Annotated in this window: 20 protein-coding genes and 1 pseudogene; 10 read left to right on the top strand and 11 right to left on the bottom strand. The window is 68.8% G+C overall.

The features are described from left to right. The first annotated feature begins 1 nt into the window (after position 1). From ACZ5IK_RS04055 to ACZ5IK_RS04045, 3 genes are all read left to right on the top strand, one after another. Positions 2–685 carry a class F sortase gene (locus ACZ5IK_RS04055; RefSeq protein ID WP_465486459.1) on the top strand — a complete coding sequence of 228 codons (684 nt, stop codon included), beginning with the start codon at positions 2–4 and terminating at the stop codon, positions 683–685. Between the two features lie 98 nt (positions 686–783). Continuing rightward, the gene (locus ACZ5IK_RS04050; RefSeq protein WP_465486458.1) at positions 784–2,775 is read left to right on the top strand and encodes an SDR family oxidoreductase; all 1,992 of its coding nucleotides are present in this window, start codon (positions 784–786) and stop codon (positions 2,773–2,775) included. Positions 2,776–2,893: 118 nt separating this feature from the next. Continuing rightward, the gene (locus ACZ5IK_RS04045) at positions 2,894–3,994 is read left to right on the top strand and encodes a cell division protein DivIVA (RefSeq protein WP_465486457.1); all 1,101 of its coding nucleotides are present in this window, start codon (positions 2,894–2,896) and stop codon (positions 3,992–3,994) included. A gap of 81 nt (positions 3,995–4,075) precedes the next feature. Here ACZ5IK_RS04045 and ACZ5IK_RS04040 read toward each other — a convergent pair whose 3' ends face one another. After that, entirely contained in the window at positions 4,076–5,401 is a 1,326-nt protein-coding gene (locus ACZ5IK_RS04040) for an amidase (RefSeq protein ID WP_465486456.1), read from the bottom strand. A gap of 28 nt (positions 5,402–5,429) precedes the next feature. Beyond that, on the bottom strand, positions 5,430–6,524 hold the full coding sequence (locus ACZ5IK_RS04035; RefSeq protein ID WP_465486455.1) for an alkene reductase: 1,095 nt from the start codon (positions 6,522–6,524) through the stop codon (positions 5,430–5,432). Here ACZ5IK_RS04035 and ACZ5IK_RS04030 point away from each other — a divergent pair. Then, positions 6,523–7,005, top strand: a complete 483-nt coding sequence (locus ACZ5IK_RS04030) for a MerR family transcriptional regulator (protein ID WP_465486454.1) — start codon at positions 6,523–6,525, stop codon at positions 7,003–7,005. The two genes, ACZ5IK_RS04035 and ACZ5IK_RS04030, sit on opposite strands and share 2 nt — an antisense overlap. Before the next feature lie 6 nt (positions 7,006–7,011). Here ACZ5IK_RS04030 and ACZ5IK_RS04025 read toward each other — a convergent pair whose 3' ends face one another. The 3 genes from ACZ5IK_RS04025 to ACZ5IK_RS04015 are packed head-to-tail and all read right to left on the bottom strand — an operon-like array spanning position 7,012 to position 8,458. Beyond that, positions 7,012–7,587 (bottom strand): TIGR03086 family metal-binding protein, encoded by a 576-nt coding sequence (locus ACZ5IK_RS04025; RefSeq protein ID WP_465486453.1) that lies wholly within the window; start codon positions 7,585–7,587, stop codon positions 7,012–7,014. A gap of 5 nt (positions 7,588–7,592) precedes the next feature. Then, on the bottom strand, positions 7,593–8,078 hold the full coding sequence (locus ACZ5IK_RS04020; RefSeq protein WP_465486452.1) for an SRPBCC family protein: 486 nt from the start codon (positions 8,076–8,078) through the stop codon (positions 7,593–7,595). 29 nt (positions 8,079–8,107) lie between these two features. Continuing rightward, positions 8,108–8,458, bottom strand: a complete 351-nt coding sequence (locus ACZ5IK_RS04015) for an ArsR/SmtB family transcription factor (protein WP_101610550.1) — start codon at positions 8,456–8,458, stop codon at positions 8,108–8,110. A gap of 291 nt (positions 8,459–8,749) precedes the next feature. Here ACZ5IK_RS04015 and ACZ5IK_RS04010 point away from each other — a divergent pair, with 291 nt between their 5' ends. The 4 genes from ACZ5IK_RS04010 (at position 8,750) to ACZ5IK_RS03995 (ending at position 13,119) form a co-directional block, all read left to right on the top strand. Further along, positions 8,750–9,988, top strand: coding sequence for a glycoside hydrolase family 3 N-terminal domain-containing protein (locus ACZ5IK_RS04010; RefSeq protein ID WP_465486451.1), 1,239 nt, complete (start codon positions 8,750–8,752; stop codon positions 9,986–9,988). 138 nt (positions 9,989–10,126) lie between these two features. Continuing rightward, positions 10,127–11,065, top strand: a complete 939-nt coding sequence (locus tag ACZ5IK_RS04005; protein WP_465486450.1) for a CE1 family esterase — start codon at positions 10,127–10,129, stop codon at positions 11,063–11,065. Between the two features lie 106 nt (positions 11,066–11,171). Beyond that, complete coding sequence (locus tag ACZ5IK_RS04000) at positions 11,172–11,876, top strand: TetR/AcrR family transcriptional regulator (RefSeq protein WP_465486449.1); 705 nt, start codon at positions 11,172–11,174, stop codon at positions 11,874–11,876. 37 nt (positions 11,877–11,913) lie between these two features. Further along, positions 11,914–13,119: a cytochrome P450 gene (locus ACZ5IK_RS03995; protein WP_465486448.1), complete on the top strand. Its 1,206-nt coding sequence runs from the start codon at positions 11,914–11,916 to the stop codon at positions 13,117–13,119. On the opposite strand, the gene ACZ5IK_RS03990 is transcribed toward ACZ5IK_RS03995, so the two are convergent. Further along, positions 13,116–13,757, bottom strand: a complete 642-nt coding sequence (locus ACZ5IK_RS03990; RefSeq protein WP_465486447.1) for a histidine phosphatase family protein — start codon at positions 13,755–13,757, stop codon at positions 13,116–13,118. The two genes, ACZ5IK_RS03995 and ACZ5IK_RS03990, sit on opposite strands and share 4 nt — an antisense overlap. A 98-nt stretch (positions 13,758–13,855) precedes the next feature. Beyond that, on the bottom strand, positions 13,856–14,653 hold the full coding sequence (locus tag ACZ5IK_RS03985; protein ID WP_465486446.1) for a TIGR03084 family metal-binding protein: 798 nt from the start codon (positions 14,651–14,653) through the stop codon (positions 13,856–13,858). A 129-nt stretch (positions 14,654–14,782) separates the two neighbouring features. Between ACZ5IK_RS03985 and ACZ5IK_RS03980 the strand changes: the two genes are divergently transcribed. Further along, positions 14,783–15,229 (top strand): MerR family DNA-binding protein, encoded by a 447-nt coding sequence (locus ACZ5IK_RS03980; protein ID WP_465486445.1) that lies wholly within the window; start codon positions 14,783–14,785, stop codon positions 15,227–15,229. Between the two features lie 111 nt (positions 15,230–15,340). Here ACZ5IK_RS03980 and ACZ5IK_RS03975 read toward each other — a convergent pair whose 3' ends face one another. Beyond that, positions 15,341–16,468 carry an acyl-CoA dehydrogenase family protein gene (locus ACZ5IK_RS03975; RefSeq protein ID WP_465486444.1) on the bottom strand — a complete coding sequence of 376 codons (1,128 nt, stop codon included), beginning with the start codon at positions 16,466–16,468 and terminating at the stop codon, positions 15,341–15,343. 5 nt (positions 16,469–16,473) lie between these two features. On the opposite strand from ACZ5IK_RS03975, the pseudogene ACZ5IK_RS03970 reads away from it, so the two are divergent. Next, positions 16,474–16,563 (top strand): annotated as a pseudogene (locus ACZ5IK_RS03970) (DNA-binding response regulator); the annotation flags it as partial. Here the strand turns inward: ACZ5IK_RS03970 and ACZ5IK_RS03965 are convergent. The 3 genes from ACZ5IK_RS03965 to ACZ5IK_RS03955 are packed head-to-tail and all read right to left on the bottom strand — an operon-like array spanning position 16,536 to position 18,555. Continuing rightward, positions 16,536–17,120 (bottom strand): DUF7010 family protein, encoded by a 585-nt coding sequence (locus ACZ5IK_RS03965; protein WP_465486443.1) that lies wholly within the window; start codon positions 17,118–17,120, stop codon positions 16,536–16,538. The pseudogene ACZ5IK_RS03970 and the gene ACZ5IK_RS03965 overlap by 28 nt on opposite strands. A gap of 45 nt (positions 17,121–17,165) precedes the next feature. Continuing rightward, positions 17,166–18,002 carry an alpha/beta fold hydrolase gene (locus tag ACZ5IK_RS03960; RefSeq protein ID WP_465486442.1) on the bottom strand — a complete coding sequence of 279 codons (837 nt, stop codon included), beginning with the start codon at positions 18,000–18,002 and terminating at the stop codon, positions 17,166–17,168. A gap of 28 nt (positions 18,003–18,030) precedes the next feature. Further along, positions 18,031–18,555 carry a winged helix-turn-helix domain-containing protein gene (locus ACZ5IK_RS03955; protein ID WP_410600494.1) on the bottom strand — a complete coding sequence of 175 codons (525 nt, stop codon included), beginning with the start codon at positions 18,553–18,555 and terminating at the stop codon, positions 18,031–18,033.

Below are 18,555 nucleotides of genomic sequence, written 5' to 3'. Positions count from 1 at the left end.
AATGTCAGTACGACGCGGGTTCGCGCTGGGAGCCGTCACGGTCCTGTGCGCGGACCTCGTCGCGGCCTTGATCATCTGGCCGCCGACGACCGTGGTGGCGGGGACGGCTCAGCCCGTCTCCGTCCCCGTCGCGGGCGGTGCACCGGCCGCACCCGCGCAGCAGGAAGTCGCTCCGCCGCCGGAGATCGTCCCGACGACACCTTCGGCCACTCCGCCGCCGCCGAAGGAACCCGAAGCCCCGAAACCGCAGGGCCCGGGGACGATCCGGCTGCCCGCGGGCGGCGCGGCGAAACTCGTGCGCAAGGAACTCGGGCCGGGCGCGGAGCTGCCGGTGCCGGAAAACCTCGGTGAGGTGACCTGGTGGGGCGCCGAGCTGAGTTCGGCGACCGGGGCGAGCGTGTTCGCCGGGCACGTGAACTGGAAGGGCGCGACAGGCCCGTTCGCGGAGCTGTGGACCGAGCGGATCGGTGGCGCCGTCACCGTGGTCGACAAGGCCGGGAAGTCTTGGCAGTACAAGGTTTCCCAGCTGATCACGCTGAAGAAGAACGAACTGCCGCAGCGGGCGGACGAGCTGTTCGGCCAGTCCGGTCCACATCGGATAGTCCTCGTCACCTGCGGCGGCCGCTGGGTCGGCGGAGAGACCGGCTACGCCGAGAACCGGGTCGTCATCGCCGACCCGGCCTAGTTACCCGTGAGTAACTTCACGGGTGCCGTGGTGGTCAGCGCCGTAGTGATGCAGCAGAATGCCGGTGGACGCGGCGAACACGGTGAAGGGTGAGGCAGATGGCGACTTTTCTGGTGACCGGGGCGACCGGACTGATCGGGCGCCAGTTCACCCGGCTGCTGCTCACCAGGGAGGACGTCGACAAGGTCGCGCTCGTCGTCCGCGCGTCCTCGCGGGACAAACTCGCGAAACTCGTGAACGCCTGGCCGCATCCGGAACGCGTCACCCTCGTCACCGGTGATCTCGGCGAGCCTCTGCTCGGCGTCGGCCAAGAGGACCGCGAGACCCTTCGCGGTGTCGACCACGTCGTGCACCTCGCCGCCCTTTACGACCTCACCGCCGACGACGAAGCCAGCATCAAGGCCAACGTCGAAGGCACCACGCAGGTGATCGCGCTCGCCGCCGAGCTGAACGCCGGCTGCCTGCACCACGTGTCCTCGGTCGCCGTCGCGGGTGACCACGAAGGCATGTTCACCGAGGAGATGTTCGACGTCGGCCAGCGGCTCGTCACGCCGTATCACCGCACGAAGTTCGAAGCGGAGCGCCTCGTGCGCGAGCAGCAGGACGTGCCGTGGCGGGTGTACCGGCCCGCGGTCGTGGTCGGGAACTCCGAGACCGGCGAGATGGACAAGATCGACGGCCCGTACTACCTGTTCCCCGCGATCAGCAGGCTGGCCGGGCTGCCCGACGTGCCGATCGTCGGCCCCGACCTCGGCGACACCAACGTCGTCCCGGTCGACTACGTCGCCAAGTCGCTGCTCGCGCTGGTCACCACCAAGGGCCTCGACGGACGCGCGTTCCACCTGGTCAACCCGGAGCCGCAGCCGGTCGTCTCGGTCTACAACGCCTTCGCGAAGGCGGCGGGCGCACCGACGATCTCCGTGCAGCTCAACGAACGCGTGTCCAAGGGCATCGTCAACCTGGTGAAGCTGAGCGAGCACATCCCCGGCTTCACGATCGCGCGCGACGCCGTGATGGAGCGGCTCGGCATCCCGCCGGTGCTGCTGGAGACGATGGCGTTCCCGTCGGTGTTCTCTTCGGCGTCGACCCGCAAGGCGCTCATCGGTTCCGGTGTCGAGGTGCCGCGGATCGAGGACTACGCGCCCACCCTGTGGCGCTACTGGCGCGAGCACCTGGACCCGTTCCGCGCGCGCAAGCACGGCCCTCGCGGCGAGCTGGACGGCCGTCGCGTGATCATCACGGGAGCGTCGTCGGGGATCGGCCGGGCGACCGCGATCAAGGTCGCGGCGGCGGGCGGGGTGCCGCTGCTGGTGGCGCGGCGCCAGCACGAACTCGAAGAGGTCCGGGACGAGATCATCGCCGCGGGCGGCACGGCGTCGGTGTACCCGGCCGACCTGACCGACGAGGAGTCGGTGCACAAGGCCGTCGACGCGATGCTCGCCGACCACGGCCGGATCGACATGCTCGTGAACAACGCCGGCCGGTCGATCCGGCGTTCGATCAAACTGTCGTACGACCGGTTCCACGACTACGAACGCGCGATGGCGATCAACTACTTCGGCGCGGTCCGGCTGATCCTCGCGGTACTGCCGCATATGTCCGAACGGAAATTCGGGCACGTCGTCAACGTCTCGTCGATCGGTGTGCAGGGAATCGCGCCGCGCTTTTCGGCGTATGCGGCGTCGAAGGCCGCTTTGGACTATTTCTCCCGGATCGCCGCGACCGAGACCCACGGCGACGGAATCACCTTCACGACCATCCACATGCCACTCGTGCGCACGCCGATGATCCGGCCGACGAAGATCTATGACGCGTTTCCGACGAAATCGCCGGATCAGGCCGCGGACATGGTGATGAAGGCGCTGAAGGAACGTCCGAAGCACATCGGCACACCCGCCGGGCAGGCGATCGGTCTCGCCTACACGCTCACCCCGGGACTCACGGATGCCGTGGCCTACCAAGGATTCCGCGTGTTCCCGGACTCGGCGGCCGCGGGTGGCGGCGGCGGGCTCAAGATCGGTAAGGGCGAGCAGCATCTGTCCCGCGCCGCGATGGCCCTCGCCCGGCTCAGCCGCGGCTTCCATTGGTGACACTGCGCACACGGGTGGCGGCCGTTCAGGTGAGGAACAGCTGCTGAAAGACGACACACGTCGGTGAATCACCAAGCCTGACAACGGCGACGCCGGGTACGCAGGTACCGTCGTGACCATGGTTCCCGAGCGAGACAACGGCCTGTTGCCCCTGCGGCGCGAGTACACCCAGGCCTGGCACGGCTTCGACCGGAACGAAGTGCGCCAGTATCTGGATCATCTCGAAGCCCAGCTGCATCGCGTGATCACCGACCGCGACGCCGCGATCGCCCAGGCGACGTCGGCGTCGCGCGAACTCGAAACCGTGCGCCACGAGGTGGCGAAGCTCAACGCCAGGATCGAGGAGCTCAAGAAGCCGCCGGAGCGGCTCGAGGACCTCGACGAGCGGATGCAGCGCACCGTCACGCTCGCGCAGGCTCGTGCCGAAGAGGTCACGAAGCGTGCCGAGGTCGCGGCCGAGAAGCACTGGGCGTCGTCGAGTGAGGCGTCGAAGAAGCTCCGTGAGCGCTACACGCGGCTCGTCGCCGAACTGGACAAGCAGGCGGACGCGCTGCACTCCGAGCACGAATCCGCGCTCGCCGAGACGCGGGCCGAGGTCCACCGGCTGACCGTCGAGGCCGCCCAGCGCCGGGAACTGCTGGACAACGAGGCCGAGCGCAAGCGCCGGAAGATCGAGCGCGAGTTCGAGCAGACGATCACGGCTCAGCGCACGTCGCACGAGAAGCACATCGCCGACCAGCAGACGGCCAGCAAGAACCAGGCCGAACGCCGGATCGCGGAAGCGACCGCGGAAGCCAAGCGCCGTGTCGACGAGGCGACCGCCGAGGCCAAGCGCCGGCTCGACGAGGCCACGACGACAGCCGCTCAGCGCACGACCGCCGCCCAGCGGAAGGTCGAGAGGCTGGCGGAGATCCGCGAGCAGGCCCGCAAGAGCCTGCTGCAGGCCGACGAGGTCCTGAAGGGCAGCGAGGCGATGCTCGCGGCACTGCCCGAGGAGTCGGTGATCCCGCACGCTTCGAAGCTCGTCGGCGGCGACAGCAAGGCCGAAGAGACGAAGCCTGCCGCCAAGCCCGCCGAGCAGCCCGCGTCGAAGGCGACCGCCCCGGCCAAACCCGCTTCTTCGGCGCCTGCCGCCGCTGCGCCGAAGAACGGACAGGGCGAGCAGAACGGCCCGAAGGCGAACGGCCAGAAGCCGTCGCCCGCCAAAACCGGCTCCTGACCAGCGCGAAGTAGCAAGGGACCTTTGCTATCGCTCTCTTTCGGAGAGTGATAGCAAAGGTCCCTTGCTCTCTTTCCGGGGTCAGGAGGTGGTGGTGCGGGGCCAGGGATTGGCCGCTTCGAGCTGGGCCGCGAGGCCCAGGAGGAGTGCTTCCCCGCCAGGCGCGGCGACGAGCTGAACGCAGGCCGGGATACCCGAGGAATGCACGCCGACCGGCACCGAAATGGCCGGATAGCCCGCGAGATTCCACAGGCCGGCGAAGCCCGCGACGCGCACGGATGGCAGCACGTTGGCGATCCATCGGCTTTCGTGCCACCTGCGGGCCTTGAGCGGGAGGCTCGCGAGCATGGGCGTGACCAGGACATCGTGGTCGGCGAAGAATTCTTCGGCACGCTCCAGCCAGCGCTCGCGAGTGGTCTCGCGGACCCGTTTCGCCATCAGATGCCCGAGCCGCACGTGCGTGCGCGTCCGGGGCTGGAGTGCGCCGAGATCGAACCCGGCCGCTTGTTCGGCCGGGCCCGCGACCCAACGCGCGAGGAGGCCGCCGATGGCTCCGGCGCTGTAGCGGGGCGTTCCGGGCGCGACGGTGTGCCCTGCCGCGCGGAAAAGCTCTCCGGCCTGGGCGACGGCCCGGCTGAACGCGCGCGGCAACGGCGCCCTCGTCAACGGGACCTGAGTCGACAGGGCGATGCGAGACCGCTTCGGGTCGGCGAGGTCGGCCAGGCCGGGCTGTTCCGCGAGGACCGACATCAGCACGGCCGCGTCGGCCACGGTGGTCGTCATCGGACCGTGCGTGGACAGGCCGAACCAGCCGTCCTCATTCGGTACCCGGACCACCCCCTTGCCCGGCTTGAGGCCGACGATGCCGCACATCGCGGACGGCAGCCGGATCGAGCCCAGGCCGTCGGTGCCGTGCGCGATGGGCACCAACCCGGCCGCGACGGCCGCGGCACTCCCGCCCGACGAACCGCCCGCGGCGTAGGACGGATTGCGCGGATTGCGCGCCGTCCCGTCCGGATCGTCGCTCGACGGCCAGATGCACAGCTCCGGCACCCGGGTCAGGCCGACGATCACGGCCCCGGCCGCGCGGAGGCGTCGCGCGATCTCACCGTCCTCTGTGGACGCCACAGACGAGCCCGCACGCGATCCCCACGAGGCATACTCGCCCTCGACCGGCGCGACGTCCTTGACCGCGACCGGCACTCCGGCCAAGGGCAGGTCGGCCAGGTCCGCGCGTTCGGCGACGGCCGCGGCCTCGGCGAGCGCCTCCTCGGCCCGAACCCGGCGGAACGCACCGATCACCCCGTCTGCCGCCGCGATCCTGGCCAGCGCCTCACGGGTCACCTGGACCGGGTCGAGTTCCTTGGCACGCACAGCCGCCGCGATTTCCACTGCCGTCTTGACCATCCCCGCACTGTAGAACGGGCCGCGAAGATCAGCTGCGCGCCGAACAGGCGAACTTCGCCGAGTCCGGTTCGAAAGCCGGGAAATCGGTGTAGCCGTCGAGCCGGGCGCCGTAGTAGACGTCGTGGTCCGCTCGGGCGAGCGGGGCGTTGAGCGCGAATCGGGCGGGCAGGTCCGGGTTCGCGATGAACAGCCTGCCGAAGGCGACCACATCGGCCAGCCCGGCTTCGAGCAAGGACTCACCCTCGGCCCGGGACGTCGGCTCCTGAGAGCGAAGGTTCGCGACGAGCGCCCCCGGCCACAACGGCCGCAGGTAGGACAGCGCTTCGGCCTGCGGAGTGTCGATGACGTGCAGGTACGCGAGCTCGTACCGGCGTAGTTCCGTGAGCAGTCGTGAATACACCTCCTTCCAGTCGTCTTCCACGATGTCGTTCTCCGGGTTGCCCGGGGAAATCCGCAGCGCGACCCTGGCCGCGCCGATCTGTTCGGCCACGGCCGCCACCACCTCGAGCGGGAAACCGACCCGGGCGGCGGCCGAACCGCCGTAACGGTCTTCCCGGCGATTGGTGTTGCGCGCGAGGAACTCCTGGATGAGGTATCCGTTGGCACCGTGGAGTTCCACACCGTCGAACCCGGCGTCGACGGCCCGGCGTGCCGCCGCGGCGAAGTCCTGGACGACCTCGCCGATCTCGTCCTCGCCGAGCGCGCGGGGCTCGACCGTCTCCGTCCAGCCGCCTGCCACGAAGATCCGCCCGGCCTGCCGGACCGCCGACGGCGCCACCGGGGTCCGGCCCATCACACCGGGGTGCGAGACCCGGCCTGCGTGCCAGAGCTGCGCGAAGATGCGGCCGCCTTCCTCGTGCACGGCCTCCGTCACCTCACGCCAGGCCTCGGCCTGGCGGTCTGTCGCCAGTCCGGGGATACCCGGACCGCTCTTGCCCGTCTCGGTGACCCAGACACCTTCACTCACGATCAAGCCGGCGCTCGCACGTTGCGCGTAGTACTCGGCTGTCAGCGGATGTGGCGCGCCTGTCTTGTCGTCGGCACGCCCCCGGGTCATCGGGGCCATCGCGACGCGGTTCGGCAACCGCATCGCGGTACCGCGGAATTCTTCGAGCAGCCTCATGAACGCGAAGCTAAACCCTGACACCGGCGTCACGGTCAACCTCGGTTTCCCCGGTTACTGTGGCCTCATGCGGATCGGCGAACTGGCGGAGCGGACCGGCGTGAGCGTCCGCTCGTTGCGGTACTACGAAACGGAAGGCCTGCTGCGTCCCGACCGGAGCGGCAACGGCTACCGGACCTTCACCGAAGACGACATCGCCCGGGTTCTGCAGATCCAGCTCTTCTATTCGGCCGGGTTGTGCAGCGGCAAGATCGCGGAACTCCTTCCCTGTGTTTCCGGCGACGACACACATTTGGTGCCTTCACCGGAGATGACCGGCGAACTGGAGATCGCCAAGATCCGGATTCAGAACCAGATCTCTTTGCTCACCTCCTCTCTGTCGGTTCTGGAGCGTGTCTTGGCCGCGGCCAAGGGGACCGACGCCGCCGAGGTACCGGTTCCTTCCCGGCCCGCCCGGCGACACCGGGGCATTCACGTCTGACCGCCGTCAGGCGTTCGGGTCGCGGCCCAGCAGCCCGAGCAGCCTGTCCTGCAAAGGCGCGTCCTCGGGCACCTTCACTTCGGGACCGAAAACGACGATTCCCGGCCCGAAGGCACCGGGGATCCTCATCTGGTCGGGGATCTCCTGCACTCCGGGCCACATCCGGGCGACCTCCGCCGGGTCGATCGTGTCGTCCTGCCCGGTGGCACGGGCCAGATCCCAGCCGTGGACCACCATGTCGGCGCTGACGACCTGGTCGATGTGCTGTCCGGCGGTCATCTTCCCCGCCGGTGTCTCGTGCTCCGTGGCCTCGAGCACAGGATCGGTGAGGACGGCCTCGACATCGGCGCGGGCCGCCCGGAAGGCGCCGAGCGGGTCTTCCAGGAGTGACGGCGCCGGCCCGAGCTCACGTCCGAAGGGGCGCAGCATCGCGCCGTGCATGTCGACGATGTGCCCGACGACATCCCTGGCGTTCCACTCCGCGCACGGAGACCTGTTCTCCCACTGCCCGGCTCCGACGGCGGCGACCTTGCTCTCGAAGGCGTCGGCCCGGACGCGATAGCGCTCCGCGATGGCGTTCATCGTGTTCACGCCCTCGCCGGGACGGCCACGGCCTCGGCCAGCTTGTCGAAGCCTTGACCGACGCCCCGCTCCATCCCGGATTCGAGCACGGCGTCCCGGATCCGCTCCGAGCCGTACCGCAGCACCTGGGTCAGAGTGGTCACGCCGCCGTGTTCGACCAACGTCAGCGTCGCCAGCGCCTGCCCTTCCGAGGCGTCGCAGTCCTCGTTCGTCTCCAGGGATACGAGCCTTTCCGGACGGCTGATCTCCTGGTAGACGCCCTGCAGCAGCATCTCCATCCCATCGTCGTGACGCAGCCGGTAGCGCCATCTGCCGCCGACGCGCAGGTCGATCTCGCATTCGACGACCTCGCAGCCGTGCGGGCCGAACCAGCGGCGGACCAGCTCCGGTTTGGTCCACGCGTCGAACACCAGCGCCCTCGGCGCGTCGAACGACCTCGTCATGATGATCTCGAGATCGCCGGATTTCACCACGCTGAGAGTGCGTCCCATCGTGTCGTCCCTTTCCGCTCGTGCGATGGTCAGTCGGTCTCGTCCCGGCGCTCCGGGTGCCGCAACTCGTCTTCGAGGACGAGGTCCAGTTGCGAGAAGGCCTCGTCCCAGTAGCGGCGGTAGCCACCGAGCCATTCGTTCGCGTTCTTCAGCGGCTCGGCCACCAGGCGACAGGGGCGACGCTGTGCGTCACGCCCCCGTGCCACCAGCCCCGCCCGCTCCAGCACTTTCAGGTGCTTGGAGATGGCAGGCTGGCTCATCGCGAACGGCTCGGCCAGCTCCGTCACAGTGGCCTCGCCGCGCGCGAGCCGCGCGAGGATCGCGCGGCGGGTGGGGTCGGCGAGTGCCGCGAAGGTGGCATCGAGCAGATCCTGGGCCACGGTCGCCCGCCTTTCAGTTCTCACAAGCTCGAGCCGTTTCACAGGTTCGAGCAGTTCTCACGATCGGGCTCTCATGCCGCGGGGACGAGAGCCCCTAGATAACCTTGCGGTTCCATAACCATGTGGTAATCTACGGCGGAGCAGATCGAACTGTCAAGTCCCAACAGCGGTTTGACGAGGGAGAACACGAAAGAGGAGGGAGTGGAGCCGAGGCCCGAGGCCGCACGACCACGAACAAAAGGACACGCGAGCGCGTACTAAAGGGCAACTGGGGTTACCGTCGGTACCGGCATGGACGACGAACGAAACGAGCTGATGAACTCCGGGCGCCCGAAGACGACGAAGCGATGGACGGCCGTCATTCTGGGAGCCGCCACCGTTCTGGCCACCAGCGTGCAGTGCGGTACGGCGAACGAACAGGCCGGATCGGCACAACCGGCCGGGACGGTACCGCCGCGCAGCAGCACTGTTTCGAGTCCGTCCAGCGTCATCCCTCCCTCTTCCTCGCCGTCACCGAGGGCGGAGCAGGTGCCTGATCCGGGCTGCGAAGCCGTCATCGCCGGGATGAGCCCCCGGCAGCGGCTGGCGCAGCTGATGGTGGTCGGCGTGAACGCCGGCGATCCCCAGGCGGCGGTGAAGCTGGTGCGCGATCAGCAGGTCGGCGGGATCTTCCTCGGCGGCAACGAGACCGCCCTGCTGCAGAACCGCGCGCTGGACGAGGTGCAGCGGGCGGCGAAGGTCCCGGTGTCGGTGGCGATCGACGAGGAAGGCGGCCGCGTTCAGCGGATCGACGCCCTCGACGGCACCATGCCGAGTGCCCGGAAGATGGCCGCGACCCTGACGCCGGCACAGGTGCGGACGAAGGCGGCCGAGCGGGGCAAGCAGATGCGGGCCCGAGGCGTCACCGTCGACTACGCGCCCGACGCCGACATCACGGACCAGCCGGACCGCGACATCGTCGGCGACCGTTCGTTCGGCTCGGATCCCGAAGTCGCGCGTAAGTACGTCCTGGCGTTCGCGCAGGGCTTGCGGGACGCCGGGGTGCAACCGGTGCTGAAGCACTTCCCCGGGCACGGGCACGCCACCGGGGACTCCCACAAGGGACTGGTGCGGACGCCGCCGCTGGCCTCGCTGCGGAAGGTCGACCTGGTGCCGTACCGCGATATCGGTGAGTACGGCGAGGTCGGCGTCATGGTCGGGCATCTGGACGTGCCCGATCTGACCGGCGGCACCCCGTCGACCCTCTCGGCGCCGGCGTACCGGCTGCTGCGGAAGGACTACGCGTTCGACGGCCCGGTGATCACGGACGATCTCGGGGCGATGAAGGCGATCACGGCGCAGTACCCGTTGCCGACGGCGGTCCTCAAGGCCTTGCAGGCGGGGGCGGATCAGGCGTTGTGGTCCTCCGGCGGCAACGTCGGCACGGTGCTGACCACGCTGGAGCAAGCGCTTGCGTCCGGCGACCTCCCTGCCGCCCGGGTCGACGAGGCGCTGACCCGGGTGCTCGAGGCGAAAAAGGCCTGCGGCTGACCTGCCGTGGCCCCGGCATCGCGGCCATGACGGAGTGACAGGAAAAGCAGTCCGAAAACTCAATGAACACAATGCTGACCAGGCCGGTGCCGGGAGTGACCCTGATCACCGCCCCGCCGCCCGATCAAGGAGGATCGCGTGCCTGGTCCCACGAAGTATCTACGCCGTCTCGCGCTGACGGCGGCCGCCGCCGCCGGACTGAGCCTGCTCGCCGCACCGGTGGCGTCGGCCGCGCCGTCGCCGATCGATCGTCCGGTGCCGACCACCGGCTGCCACCGTCCGTCCCCGATGCCCGCGGGAGCGACGACGCTGCGGACTTTGACGTCCGGCGGTCTGGTCCGCGAGTACACGGTGCACGTGCCCGAGCGGTACCGGCCGTCGCGGTCGTACCCGCTGGTGTTGTCGTTCCACGGCCACAAGCGGACCTCGAAGTACCAGGAGGAACTCTCCGGTTTCTCCGCGTATGACGCGATTTCCGTCTACCCGCAAGGACTTCCGGGCACTGACGGCGAATCGGCCTGGACAGGCGCGCCGTATTCCGCGGCCGCCGACGACGTGCTCTTCACCAGCGACCTGCTGACCACACTCCAGCGGGAACTGTGCGTCGACTCCCGCCGGATCTACGCGACGGGCAAATCGAACGGCGGCGGTTTCGTCGGCGTGCTCGCCTGCCGGATGCCGGGCCGGATCGCGGCGTTCGCCCCCGTCGCCGGCGCGTTCTATCCGCAGGGCGGCGAATGCCACCCGTCGCGCCCGGCGCCGATCCTCGACTTCCACGGCACGGCCGACACGACGATCCCGTACACCGGGAATCCCGCCAAGGGCCTGCCGACGCTGCCGGACTGGCTCGCCGGATGGGCGGACCGGAACGGCTGCTTCCCCCGCCCGATCCAGTACTCGCCGAAGACCGACGTCACCGTCCAGCGCTGGCTCGGTTGCTCGCTCCAGCACTACCGCGTCGAAGGCGCGGGGCATGTTTGGCCGAGTACGGCGCCCAACAACGACTCCGCCACCCCGACCGTCATCAACGCGACCCCGGTCATCTGGAAGTTCCTGCTCGCCCACCGTCTGCGGTAAAAACCGCCGTTCTCCTTGCCGGACCCGTCCCCTCGGCGCTACCGTCTTACTGACCGGATGACCAGATAAGCAAATCTGGTCACGAAGTCAGAGATTGGGAGCGCACGTGGCAGAACGTCCGGACCGCACCGCCGGCCGCGCCGATCGCATCCTCGACGCGGCCGGCGTCCTGCTGATCCGGCTGGGCTATCGCAAGGTGACCATCGAGGACATCGCGAAGCAGGCCGACGTCGGGAAGGGCACGGTCTACCTGCACTGGCGCACCAAGGAAAACCTCTTCCACGCGTTGCTCCTGCGTGAATCGCTCCGGGCGGCCGAGAGTCTCCTCGGCCGGCTGGACGAAGATCCGGCGGAAGTCATCCCGCATCGGTTCCAGCGGACGGTCTTCCTTTACACCCAGCGGAGTCCGTTGCTCGGCGCGCTCATCACCGGCAACACCGAACTGCTGGGCCGGTTGAAGAAACATCCCTTGCAGGATCAGGACGCCGTCGTCACCGAGCGGTACCTGAAGACGATGACCGACCGCGGGCTGCTGCGCGACGACATCCCGGACCTGCTCTTCACCTTGCGCGCCTCTGCGCTGGGGTTCTACCTGATGGACAGCTTCACCACCGAGGGCACCGGCCTCACCGCCGAGGAAAAGGCCGATGCCCTCGCGCACGTCATCCGGAGGGCGTTCGAGCCGCCGGAGCCGCCGTCACCGGCGAACGTGGCCGCTACCGCGGCCGAAGTGATCCAAGCGTTCCGGGAGCTGATCTCGTCCTATCGCGCCTGGATCTACCGGCAGGACGGCACCGAGGAGCCCGCCTGATCCGAGCTCTTCCACCACGAGAAGAAGGGGGCAAGCCATGACCACCATCGCCGAAACCTGGGGTGTCCACGAAAGCCAGTTCTGGCTTCGGGACGAATTCCCGGCCGACCCGGTCCGTTTCGATCCCGACGCGGGCATGTGGCACGTCTACGGCCACGCCGAGGCACTGAAGACCCTGAGTGATCCCAAGGTGTTCTCCTCCGACACCGCCCGCCTGATCCCCGCGGAGATATCGCCGGAGAAGGACCAGTTCGTCGAAGGCAACCTGCTCCAGATGGACCCGCCGGACCACAAGAAGCTGCGCACGCTGGTGAGTCACGCCTTCACCCCGAAGGTCGTCGCCGATCTCGAACCGCGGATCGCCGAGTTGACGAACGAACTCCTCGACACCGTCGATGGCGCGGACTCGATGGAACTGGTGACCCACCTGGCTTATCCGCTACCGGTGATCGTCATCGCCGAACTGCTCGGTATCCCGGCCGGCGATCGCGACCTGTTCAAAAAATGGGTCGACAAGTTGCTGAACAACAGCCAGCAGCGGTCGCTGCTCAAGCAGACCGAGGAGGACAAGAAGGCCGCCGAGGAAACGCGCGAGCAAGTGAACAACCTGGTGAACTACCTCTCCGAGCACGTCGACGACAGGCGGCGGAACCCGCGCGAGGACCTGCTGACCAAACTCGTCGAAGCCGAGGTCGACGGCGAGAAACTGACTCAGAACGAAGTCGTCAACTTCGCGAACGTGCTGCTGCTCGCCGGGCACATCACCACCACGATGCTGCTCGGGAACACCGTGCTGTGCCTGGATTCCCATCCGGACGAGTACCGGCGTGTCCGAGAGGACCGTTCGCTGCTGCCCGCCACCATCGAGGAATCGCTGCGTTTCCTCAGCCCGTTCGCGCTCGTCGCGCGCGCCACCACAACCGAGGTCGAACTGGGCGGCCGGACCATCCCGGCGGACAGCATGCTCTTCGTCTGGGTCGCGGCGGCGAACCGGGATCCGCGCACGTTCACGGATCCGGGGACCTTCGATCCGGCCAGGGCGCACAACCCGCACCTGGCCTTCGGCCGCGGGATCCACTTCTGTATCGGCGCTCCGCTCGCCAGGCTGGAAGGCAAGACCGCGCTGAACATCCTGCTGGACCGGTTCCCTGATCTGCGCACCGATCCGGCCGCTCCGCCCGCGTTCATCCCCAGCCCGCACATGACCGGGGTGAACAAGCTCCAGCTGCTGCTGAAGCCCTAGCGGGCGGCGAACCGGGAGGCGAGCGGGACCACCACTCGCGGAGTCCGCTTCCCTGGTGTGTACCGCAGTTCGGTGATGTCGCCGTTCGGCACGAGATAGGTGTCGGCGAACGTGCGGAATCCGCGCATGGCCTCACTGTCCTGGGTGGTGGTCCCGGTAAGCAGCGACCACATGACGGCGCGGATGAAGAGCCCGTGCGTGAAGACGGCGATCGGCCCGGGTTCCCGCTCGCCCAGCCGCGCCAGGAACTCTTGGGTCCGGGTGAAGAGTGCGGCGAAGGACTCCGCGCCGTTCACCGCGTGGTGCGGATCGGCCCGGTTCCAGTACGCCTCCGTGTACGGCTTCCGGGTGGCCGTGGTGGTGACCTGTCCATGGAGTTCGCCGAGAAAGGTGAACTCCTGGACAGGCCACTCCTCGCACTCCACGCCGGGGAACCGTTCGATCGTCGGTTCCGCGGTCTGCCGCGCCCGCACGAACGGCGACGTCACGATCAACCGAGGCGGCTCGGCCAGCGATTTCGCGATTTCGCGGGCTTGCCGTCTGCCCAGTTCGGTCAGCACCGAAGCACCCGGCTCGCCGCCGGGAAGCCCCGCGTTCGTCTCGCTTTCCCCGTGCCTGATCAACCACACCCGTGCCACGATCGCCTCCTAGACCCCGTGTGCCTCGACGATCGCACCGAGTGGAGTTGATCGCGACTTCCAGGATGCCGTAAATCACCGTGGCCGTGGTGCGGTTCTCAGCGGTCGAACTGCCCCGACGCGCGTCCCTCGCCCGCGGGCCCGCGGTACGCCTGCGCGATGTCCAGCCAGTGGTCCGCCAGCGCGCCTTCGGCACGGACGTCGAGGTCGTCGCGGTGACGGCGCCGCGTGACCAGCAGGCAGAAGTCCTCCGCGCTGCCGGTGATCCGCTGCCGCGAGTCCTCGGGTCCGAACGTCCACAACTGGCCGGACGGCGAGGTGATCTCGAAGCGGAACTCCTGCTCCGGCGGTGTCAGGCCCCGTGCCTCGTAGCCGAAGTCCCGCACACGGACGGCGAAGCCGACGAGGTACGCGAGCCGGTCGGTCCGCTCCGGACGCACCCCTAACGCGTCCGCGACGTCCTGGCCGTGCGCGAACAGTTCCATCATCCCCGCGCAGGCGAGGATGGCCGGCGGCAGCGGGTTGACCAGCCACGGCACGACCTGGTCCGCAGGGACCGCGGCGAGCGCCTTGATACCGGCGTCGCGTTCGGCGCGCCAACGGCTCAGCAGGACCTCGTTGGGGTCACCGAGGTAGTCGTCGAGGGCCGCGTTGACGGCGGCGTCGAATCCGCGCGCCATCGAGCTCTTCATGAGTTCGCCGAACTTCCGCGGCTCGGCCGCGGCCAGTCCGGCGATCCTGAAGATGAAGGAGAGATGGGCGATCTGGTGCCTGACCGACCAGCCGCCCGCGGGGGTGGGCAGATCCCATCCCGCGTCGTCCAGATCGGACACCAGGGCGTCGACCTGTTCACCCTCCGTGGTGAGGTCCCTGATCACGTACCGGAAGTCAGTCACCGTGCCGTCCTCTCGCCGTTTCCACCCTTTCGAATGATGCGGACACGTCGCGCCGTCGTCTTCTCCTCGCGAGCCCGGTCGAATTCCGGACTTGATTCTGGAGCCGGGTCCAAGTTCTACCCTCGGGACATGCGAACCGAAGCGACGACGGCGCTGACGGCGTTGACCATGTCCCAGGTGACCTCCCGGGCCGGGGTGCGACCGGACACCGTGCGCTACTACGAGCGCATCGGCCTTCTGCCCGCACCGGCGCGGACCACCGGGGCACACCGGCGCTACGACGAGGGCGTCATCGACAGGCTGCGGTTCATCCGGGGCACCCAGCGGCTCGGGCTCACGCTGACGGAGATCGGCGACCTGCTGAGCGTGCGCGACACCGGGGTGTGCCCGTGCGAACCCGCCGAAACCATGCTCGAACGCCATCTCGCCGAAATCGACGCGGAGATGACCCGGCTCGGCGCGCTGCGCGCCGAACTCACTTCCATGCTGTCCGGGATGTCCGGTGAGAACTGCGCCGATCCCCTTCCCGGCGCGTGGTGCCCGCCTGACCGCGAACCCGGAAGAGGAGGTGGATGATCATGCGGAACGACGACTGGTGCGACTGTGACTGCGGCGGCACCGGCTGCTGCTGACCCGCTTCGGCGGGACCGGCCGGGCGTGACGTCACCCGGCCGGGTCCATCCGCGGTCAGTCCTGCGGCAGGAGCACCGTCTTCCCGATCAGGTCCTTGCAGACTTCGGCCGAATAGGCCATCAGCCCGCCCGCCTGCGCGTCCCGGAACAGCCGTTGGATCGGCGAAGTGCGCAGGAAACCCGAACCGCCGCCCGCCTTCAGCGCCAGCTGGGCGACATCGCGGGCGATGTCGTTCGCGAGCACCTTCGCCGTCATGGTCGCGGGCAGGAACTCCGGCGAGTTCTGATCCGCCAGCCACGCCATGTTCCGGGCGTACACGCGCGCGGCTTCGAGGCGGGTGTGGACATCCGCGACTTCGAACCGCAGCCACTGCATCTCGGCGAGCGGCTGTCCGGTCGCGGGAATGACGCGGCTTCGGGAGTGCGAGACGAGCGCGTCCTCCGCCGCGTCGGCTATCCCGAGTGACAGGAAGGCGAGTCCGGCCGAGATGTGGTTCGGGCGCCGTTCGGTCGAAGGCGGGCACCTGCGGTCTTCCCGCAGGACGGTCCCTTCGAAGGAGACGAGCTGGCTGCGGCTGGCGCGCAGTCCCATCGTGTCCCAGATGGGCACGAAGGTCATCGTGTCGTCCGGCGCTACGCCGAAGAAGGTGGGCACGCCGCCGACGAGCGCGTTGACCAGGAAGTGGTCGGCGGCCTCACAGCCGGAGACGAACCGCTTGGCGCCGGTGAGCCGGAACCCGCCGTCGACGGGCTCGGCGAGCTGCTGCGGCATCAGGAACATGTTGCCGCTGCTCGGTTCCGACAGCGCGTTGGCGAACCGCTTGCCGCCGATGAGTTCCCCGGCGTAGAAGCGGCCCGTCGCGGGATCGGACAGCTGGACCAGGCCGACCGCGGCGCCGATGTGCATCACCCAGATACACGCCGTCGAGGAACAGGCGGCGCTGAGGATCCGGACGATCTCGCCGTAGGCCCGATAGCTGAGGTCCTCGCCACCGAACTCCGCGGGCAACGCCGCCCTGTCGAGTCCTGTCCCGTGCAACGCGCGAAGGTTGGCGATGGGCAGTTCGGCCGTTTCGTCGAACTCGGCGGCCGTCGCGGCGAAGTCCTTCGCCAGTTCGGTGACGGTTTCGATCCAGTGGCGTTCGTGGGCGGGCGGGGCGAACGGATGGGCGGGCTCGGTCATGACCGCATCATGCCGGGATCTTCGCGAAACTCGACGCGACCAACCGGGTCCAGCTGACGATCTTCGCCTACGAAGCCGGGCTTGTCGCTCGCTGACGAGCCGTATCGAGCAGCCCGGCGACGACGGTCGCCCAGAGGATCACTGCCCCGCCGAAGCCCGGCACGAGCTGCCAGGCCGCCGTCCAGCCCGCGATCGCGAGCGCGGCCGCGAGCACGGCGACGACGCACAACAACACGCTCAGCACGAGGAAACGCCGCGACCCGAACAGTTTCGCGAACGGCAGGAAGTGCAAGCCGACCACGAAAAGCACCCACGCGGGCACGGCTTCGGGAACTTCGAAGACCGCCGAGAGCACCCTCGCCCCGGCGAAAATCCCCACCAGCATGAGCAGCACGGCGATCCCATACCGCTTGCCGAACGGGCTCTCCTCCCGGCCGCCGCCCGCGGGCAGCCCGGCACCGCGGCGGGCGGTCAGGACGAGCCAGCCCGCCAGGCCCAGTACCGCGAGGACACCCAGGACGACCAGCGGCGTCGATCCGCCGGAGACGGAAGCGGCACCGAAGAACCACCACCCGGCCCCGAATCCCACCCCGATCGCGGAACTGATCAGCAACGTGGTCAGGTGCCCCTTGGTGAATGGTCCGTCCGTCATCGTTCTCGGGTCTCCTCCTCCCCCCGGCGGCACAGTACCCCGGGCTCAGGCGAGCCCGGCGAGGATGGCGGCCGCCTCCTTCGGGTGGATGAGGAAGCGGACGTGGCTGCTTTCGAGCGAACGCACGTCGGTCGGGTTGTCCGGGGTGAGCGCGTCCGCCTCCTTGATGAAGCGGTCCTGCAGCGCGAGCGGGATCGACAGGTCTCCGGTGAGCCTGATGTAGGTGCGCGGGATCCGGCCCCAGGTGGCGGCGTCGGCCCTCTCGGTACCGGCGTCGAGGCTCTCGTCCGGCTCGAGAGTGTTGAGGTAGGCGAAGAACTCCTGCTCGGTGCCGTCTTCGAGCATCGCCGTCTTCAACGCGGCCAGCAGTGCGGGATCGGCGGTGCGCCAGTTCATCCGGAGCGCGCCGAGCGCGGCGGGGTCGGCGACGACGACACCGCCGACAGTGTTCAGCGCGCTGGTCGCGTACTCGGGCTCCTGCATGTACTCGCCCAGCGTCAGGTCGACGGCGCACCACGCGGAGACGTAGACGATCCGCTCGATCAGCTCCGGGACGGCGTTGCCCACCCCGGTGAGCACGACCCCGCCGCGACTGTGGCCGACCAGGATGACCGGCCCGTGCACGGCGACCTCGCGCACGACGTCCACCACGTGCTCGACGGCTTCGGCGGCGGTGGCGCCTGCCTGGTTCGACGGCGCCGTGGCCAGCGCTTCGAGGTCTTGCGGCGCCTGGTAGGCCGACTGGAAACCGGCGCTGAAGCCGTGCCCCGGCAGGTCGACGGCCAGCGTGCGGTGGCCGAGAAGGGCGAGCTCGCGCTGCAGCGGGCCCCAGGTGAACGAGGCGCTGTTGGAGCCGTGGACGAGAACGTAGGTCGGAGTCACGGTTCGTATCCTGACATTCCGGCTTTGCTCAGTCCGCGATGAGTACCTGGCCCGCGCCGTCGAACCGGTAGCCGACCCCGCGCACCGTGGTGATCGGCGTCAGCACGGGTTCCAGCTTCCCGCGGATCTTGCGGACGTGGACGTCCACGGTCCGCCCGTTGCCGCCGCTCAGTTCCCACACCCGTGCCATCAGGGTGCCGCGGTCGAAGACGCGGTCCGGGTTCCGGCTCAGGAACAGCAGGAGATCGAACTCCAGCCTGGTGAAGTCCAGGACCTCGCCGCACAGCAGCACTCGCCGCGAATCCGGCTCGATGCGCAGCGGTGGCGTGGAATCGCTGAGCCGCCGCCGCCGTCCGGCGAGTTCGACGACCTGACCGGAGTTCGTTTCGCCTTCGTGGAACGTCCGTGCCGTCAGCGTCACGCCGACAGTGTCCTCAAAGGACCGGAGCAGGCGCGCGGCGATCGCGGCCGCGTGCTCGGAGTCGGTGCTCACCCGCAACGCCAGGGTCAGCTCGACGGTCGGTTCCCCGTTCACCGCGACCGACTGCGTCAT

Source organism: Amycolatopsis sp. NPDC031561, from assembly GCF_055580625.1.
This window is presented reverse-complemented; position numbering and strand designations above follow the sequence as displayed.

Bases quoted from the DNA above. Each gene is read 5' to 3' on its own strand.
- ACZ5IK_RS04035 (WP_465486455.1), bottom strand. From the start codon at position 6,524: ATGAGGCTGCTCGAAGAATTCCGCGGTACCGCGATGCGGTTGCCGAAC.
- ACZ5IK_RS04025 (WP_465486453.1), bottom strand. From the start codon at position 7,587: ATGAACGCCATCGCGGAGCGCTATCGCGTCCGGGCCGACGCCTTCGAG.
- ACZ5IK_RS04010 (WP_465486451.1), top strand. From the start codon at position 8,750: ATGGACGACGAACGAAACGAGCTGATGAACTCCGGGCGCCCGAAGACG.
- ACZ5IK_RS04050 (WP_465486458.1), top strand. From the start codon at position 784: ATGGCGACTTTTCTGGTGACCGGGGCGACCGGACTGATCGGGCGCCAG.
- ACZ5IK_RS04055 (WP_465486459.1), top strand. From the start codon at position 2: ATGTCAGTACGACGCGGGTTCGCGCTGGGAGCCGTCACGGTCCTGTGC.
- ACZ5IK_RS03995 (WP_465486448.1), top strand. From the start codon at position 11,914: ATGACCACCATCGCCGAAACCTGGGGTGTCCACGAAAGCCAGTTCTGG.
- ACZ5IK_RS04020 (WP_465486452.1), bottom strand. From the start codon at position 8,078: ATGGGACGCACTCTCAGCGTGGTGAAATCCGGCGATCTCGAGATCATC.
- ACZ5IK_RS04030 (WP_465486454.1), top strand. From the start codon at position 6,523: ATGAACGCGAAGCTAAACCCTGACACCGGCGTCACGGTCAACCTCGGT.
- ACZ5IK_RS03955 (WP_410600494.1), bottom strand. From the start codon at position 18,555: ATGACGCAGTCGGTCGCGGTGAACGGGGAACCGACCGTCGAGCTGACC.
- ACZ5IK_RS03965 (WP_465486443.1), bottom strand. From the start codon at position 17,120: ATGACGGACGGACCATTCACCAAGGGGCACCTGACCACGTTGCTGATC.
- ACZ5IK_RS03975 (WP_465486444.1), bottom strand. From the start codon at position 16,468: ATGACCGAGCCCGCCCATCCGTTCGCCCCGCCCGCCCACGAACGCCAC.
- ACZ5IK_RS03980 (WP_465486445.1), top strand. From the start codon at position 14,783: ATGCGAACCGAAGCGACGACGGCGCTGACGGCGTTGACCATGTCCCAG.
- ACZ5IK_RS04045 (WP_465486457.1), top strand. From the start codon at position 2,894: ATGGTTCCCGAGCGAGACAACGGCCTGTTGCCCCTGCGGCGCGAGTAC.
- ACZ5IK_RS04040 (WP_465486456.1), bottom strand. From the start codon at position 5,401: ATGGTCAAGACGGCAGTGGAAATCGCGGCGGCTGTGCGTGCCAAGGAA.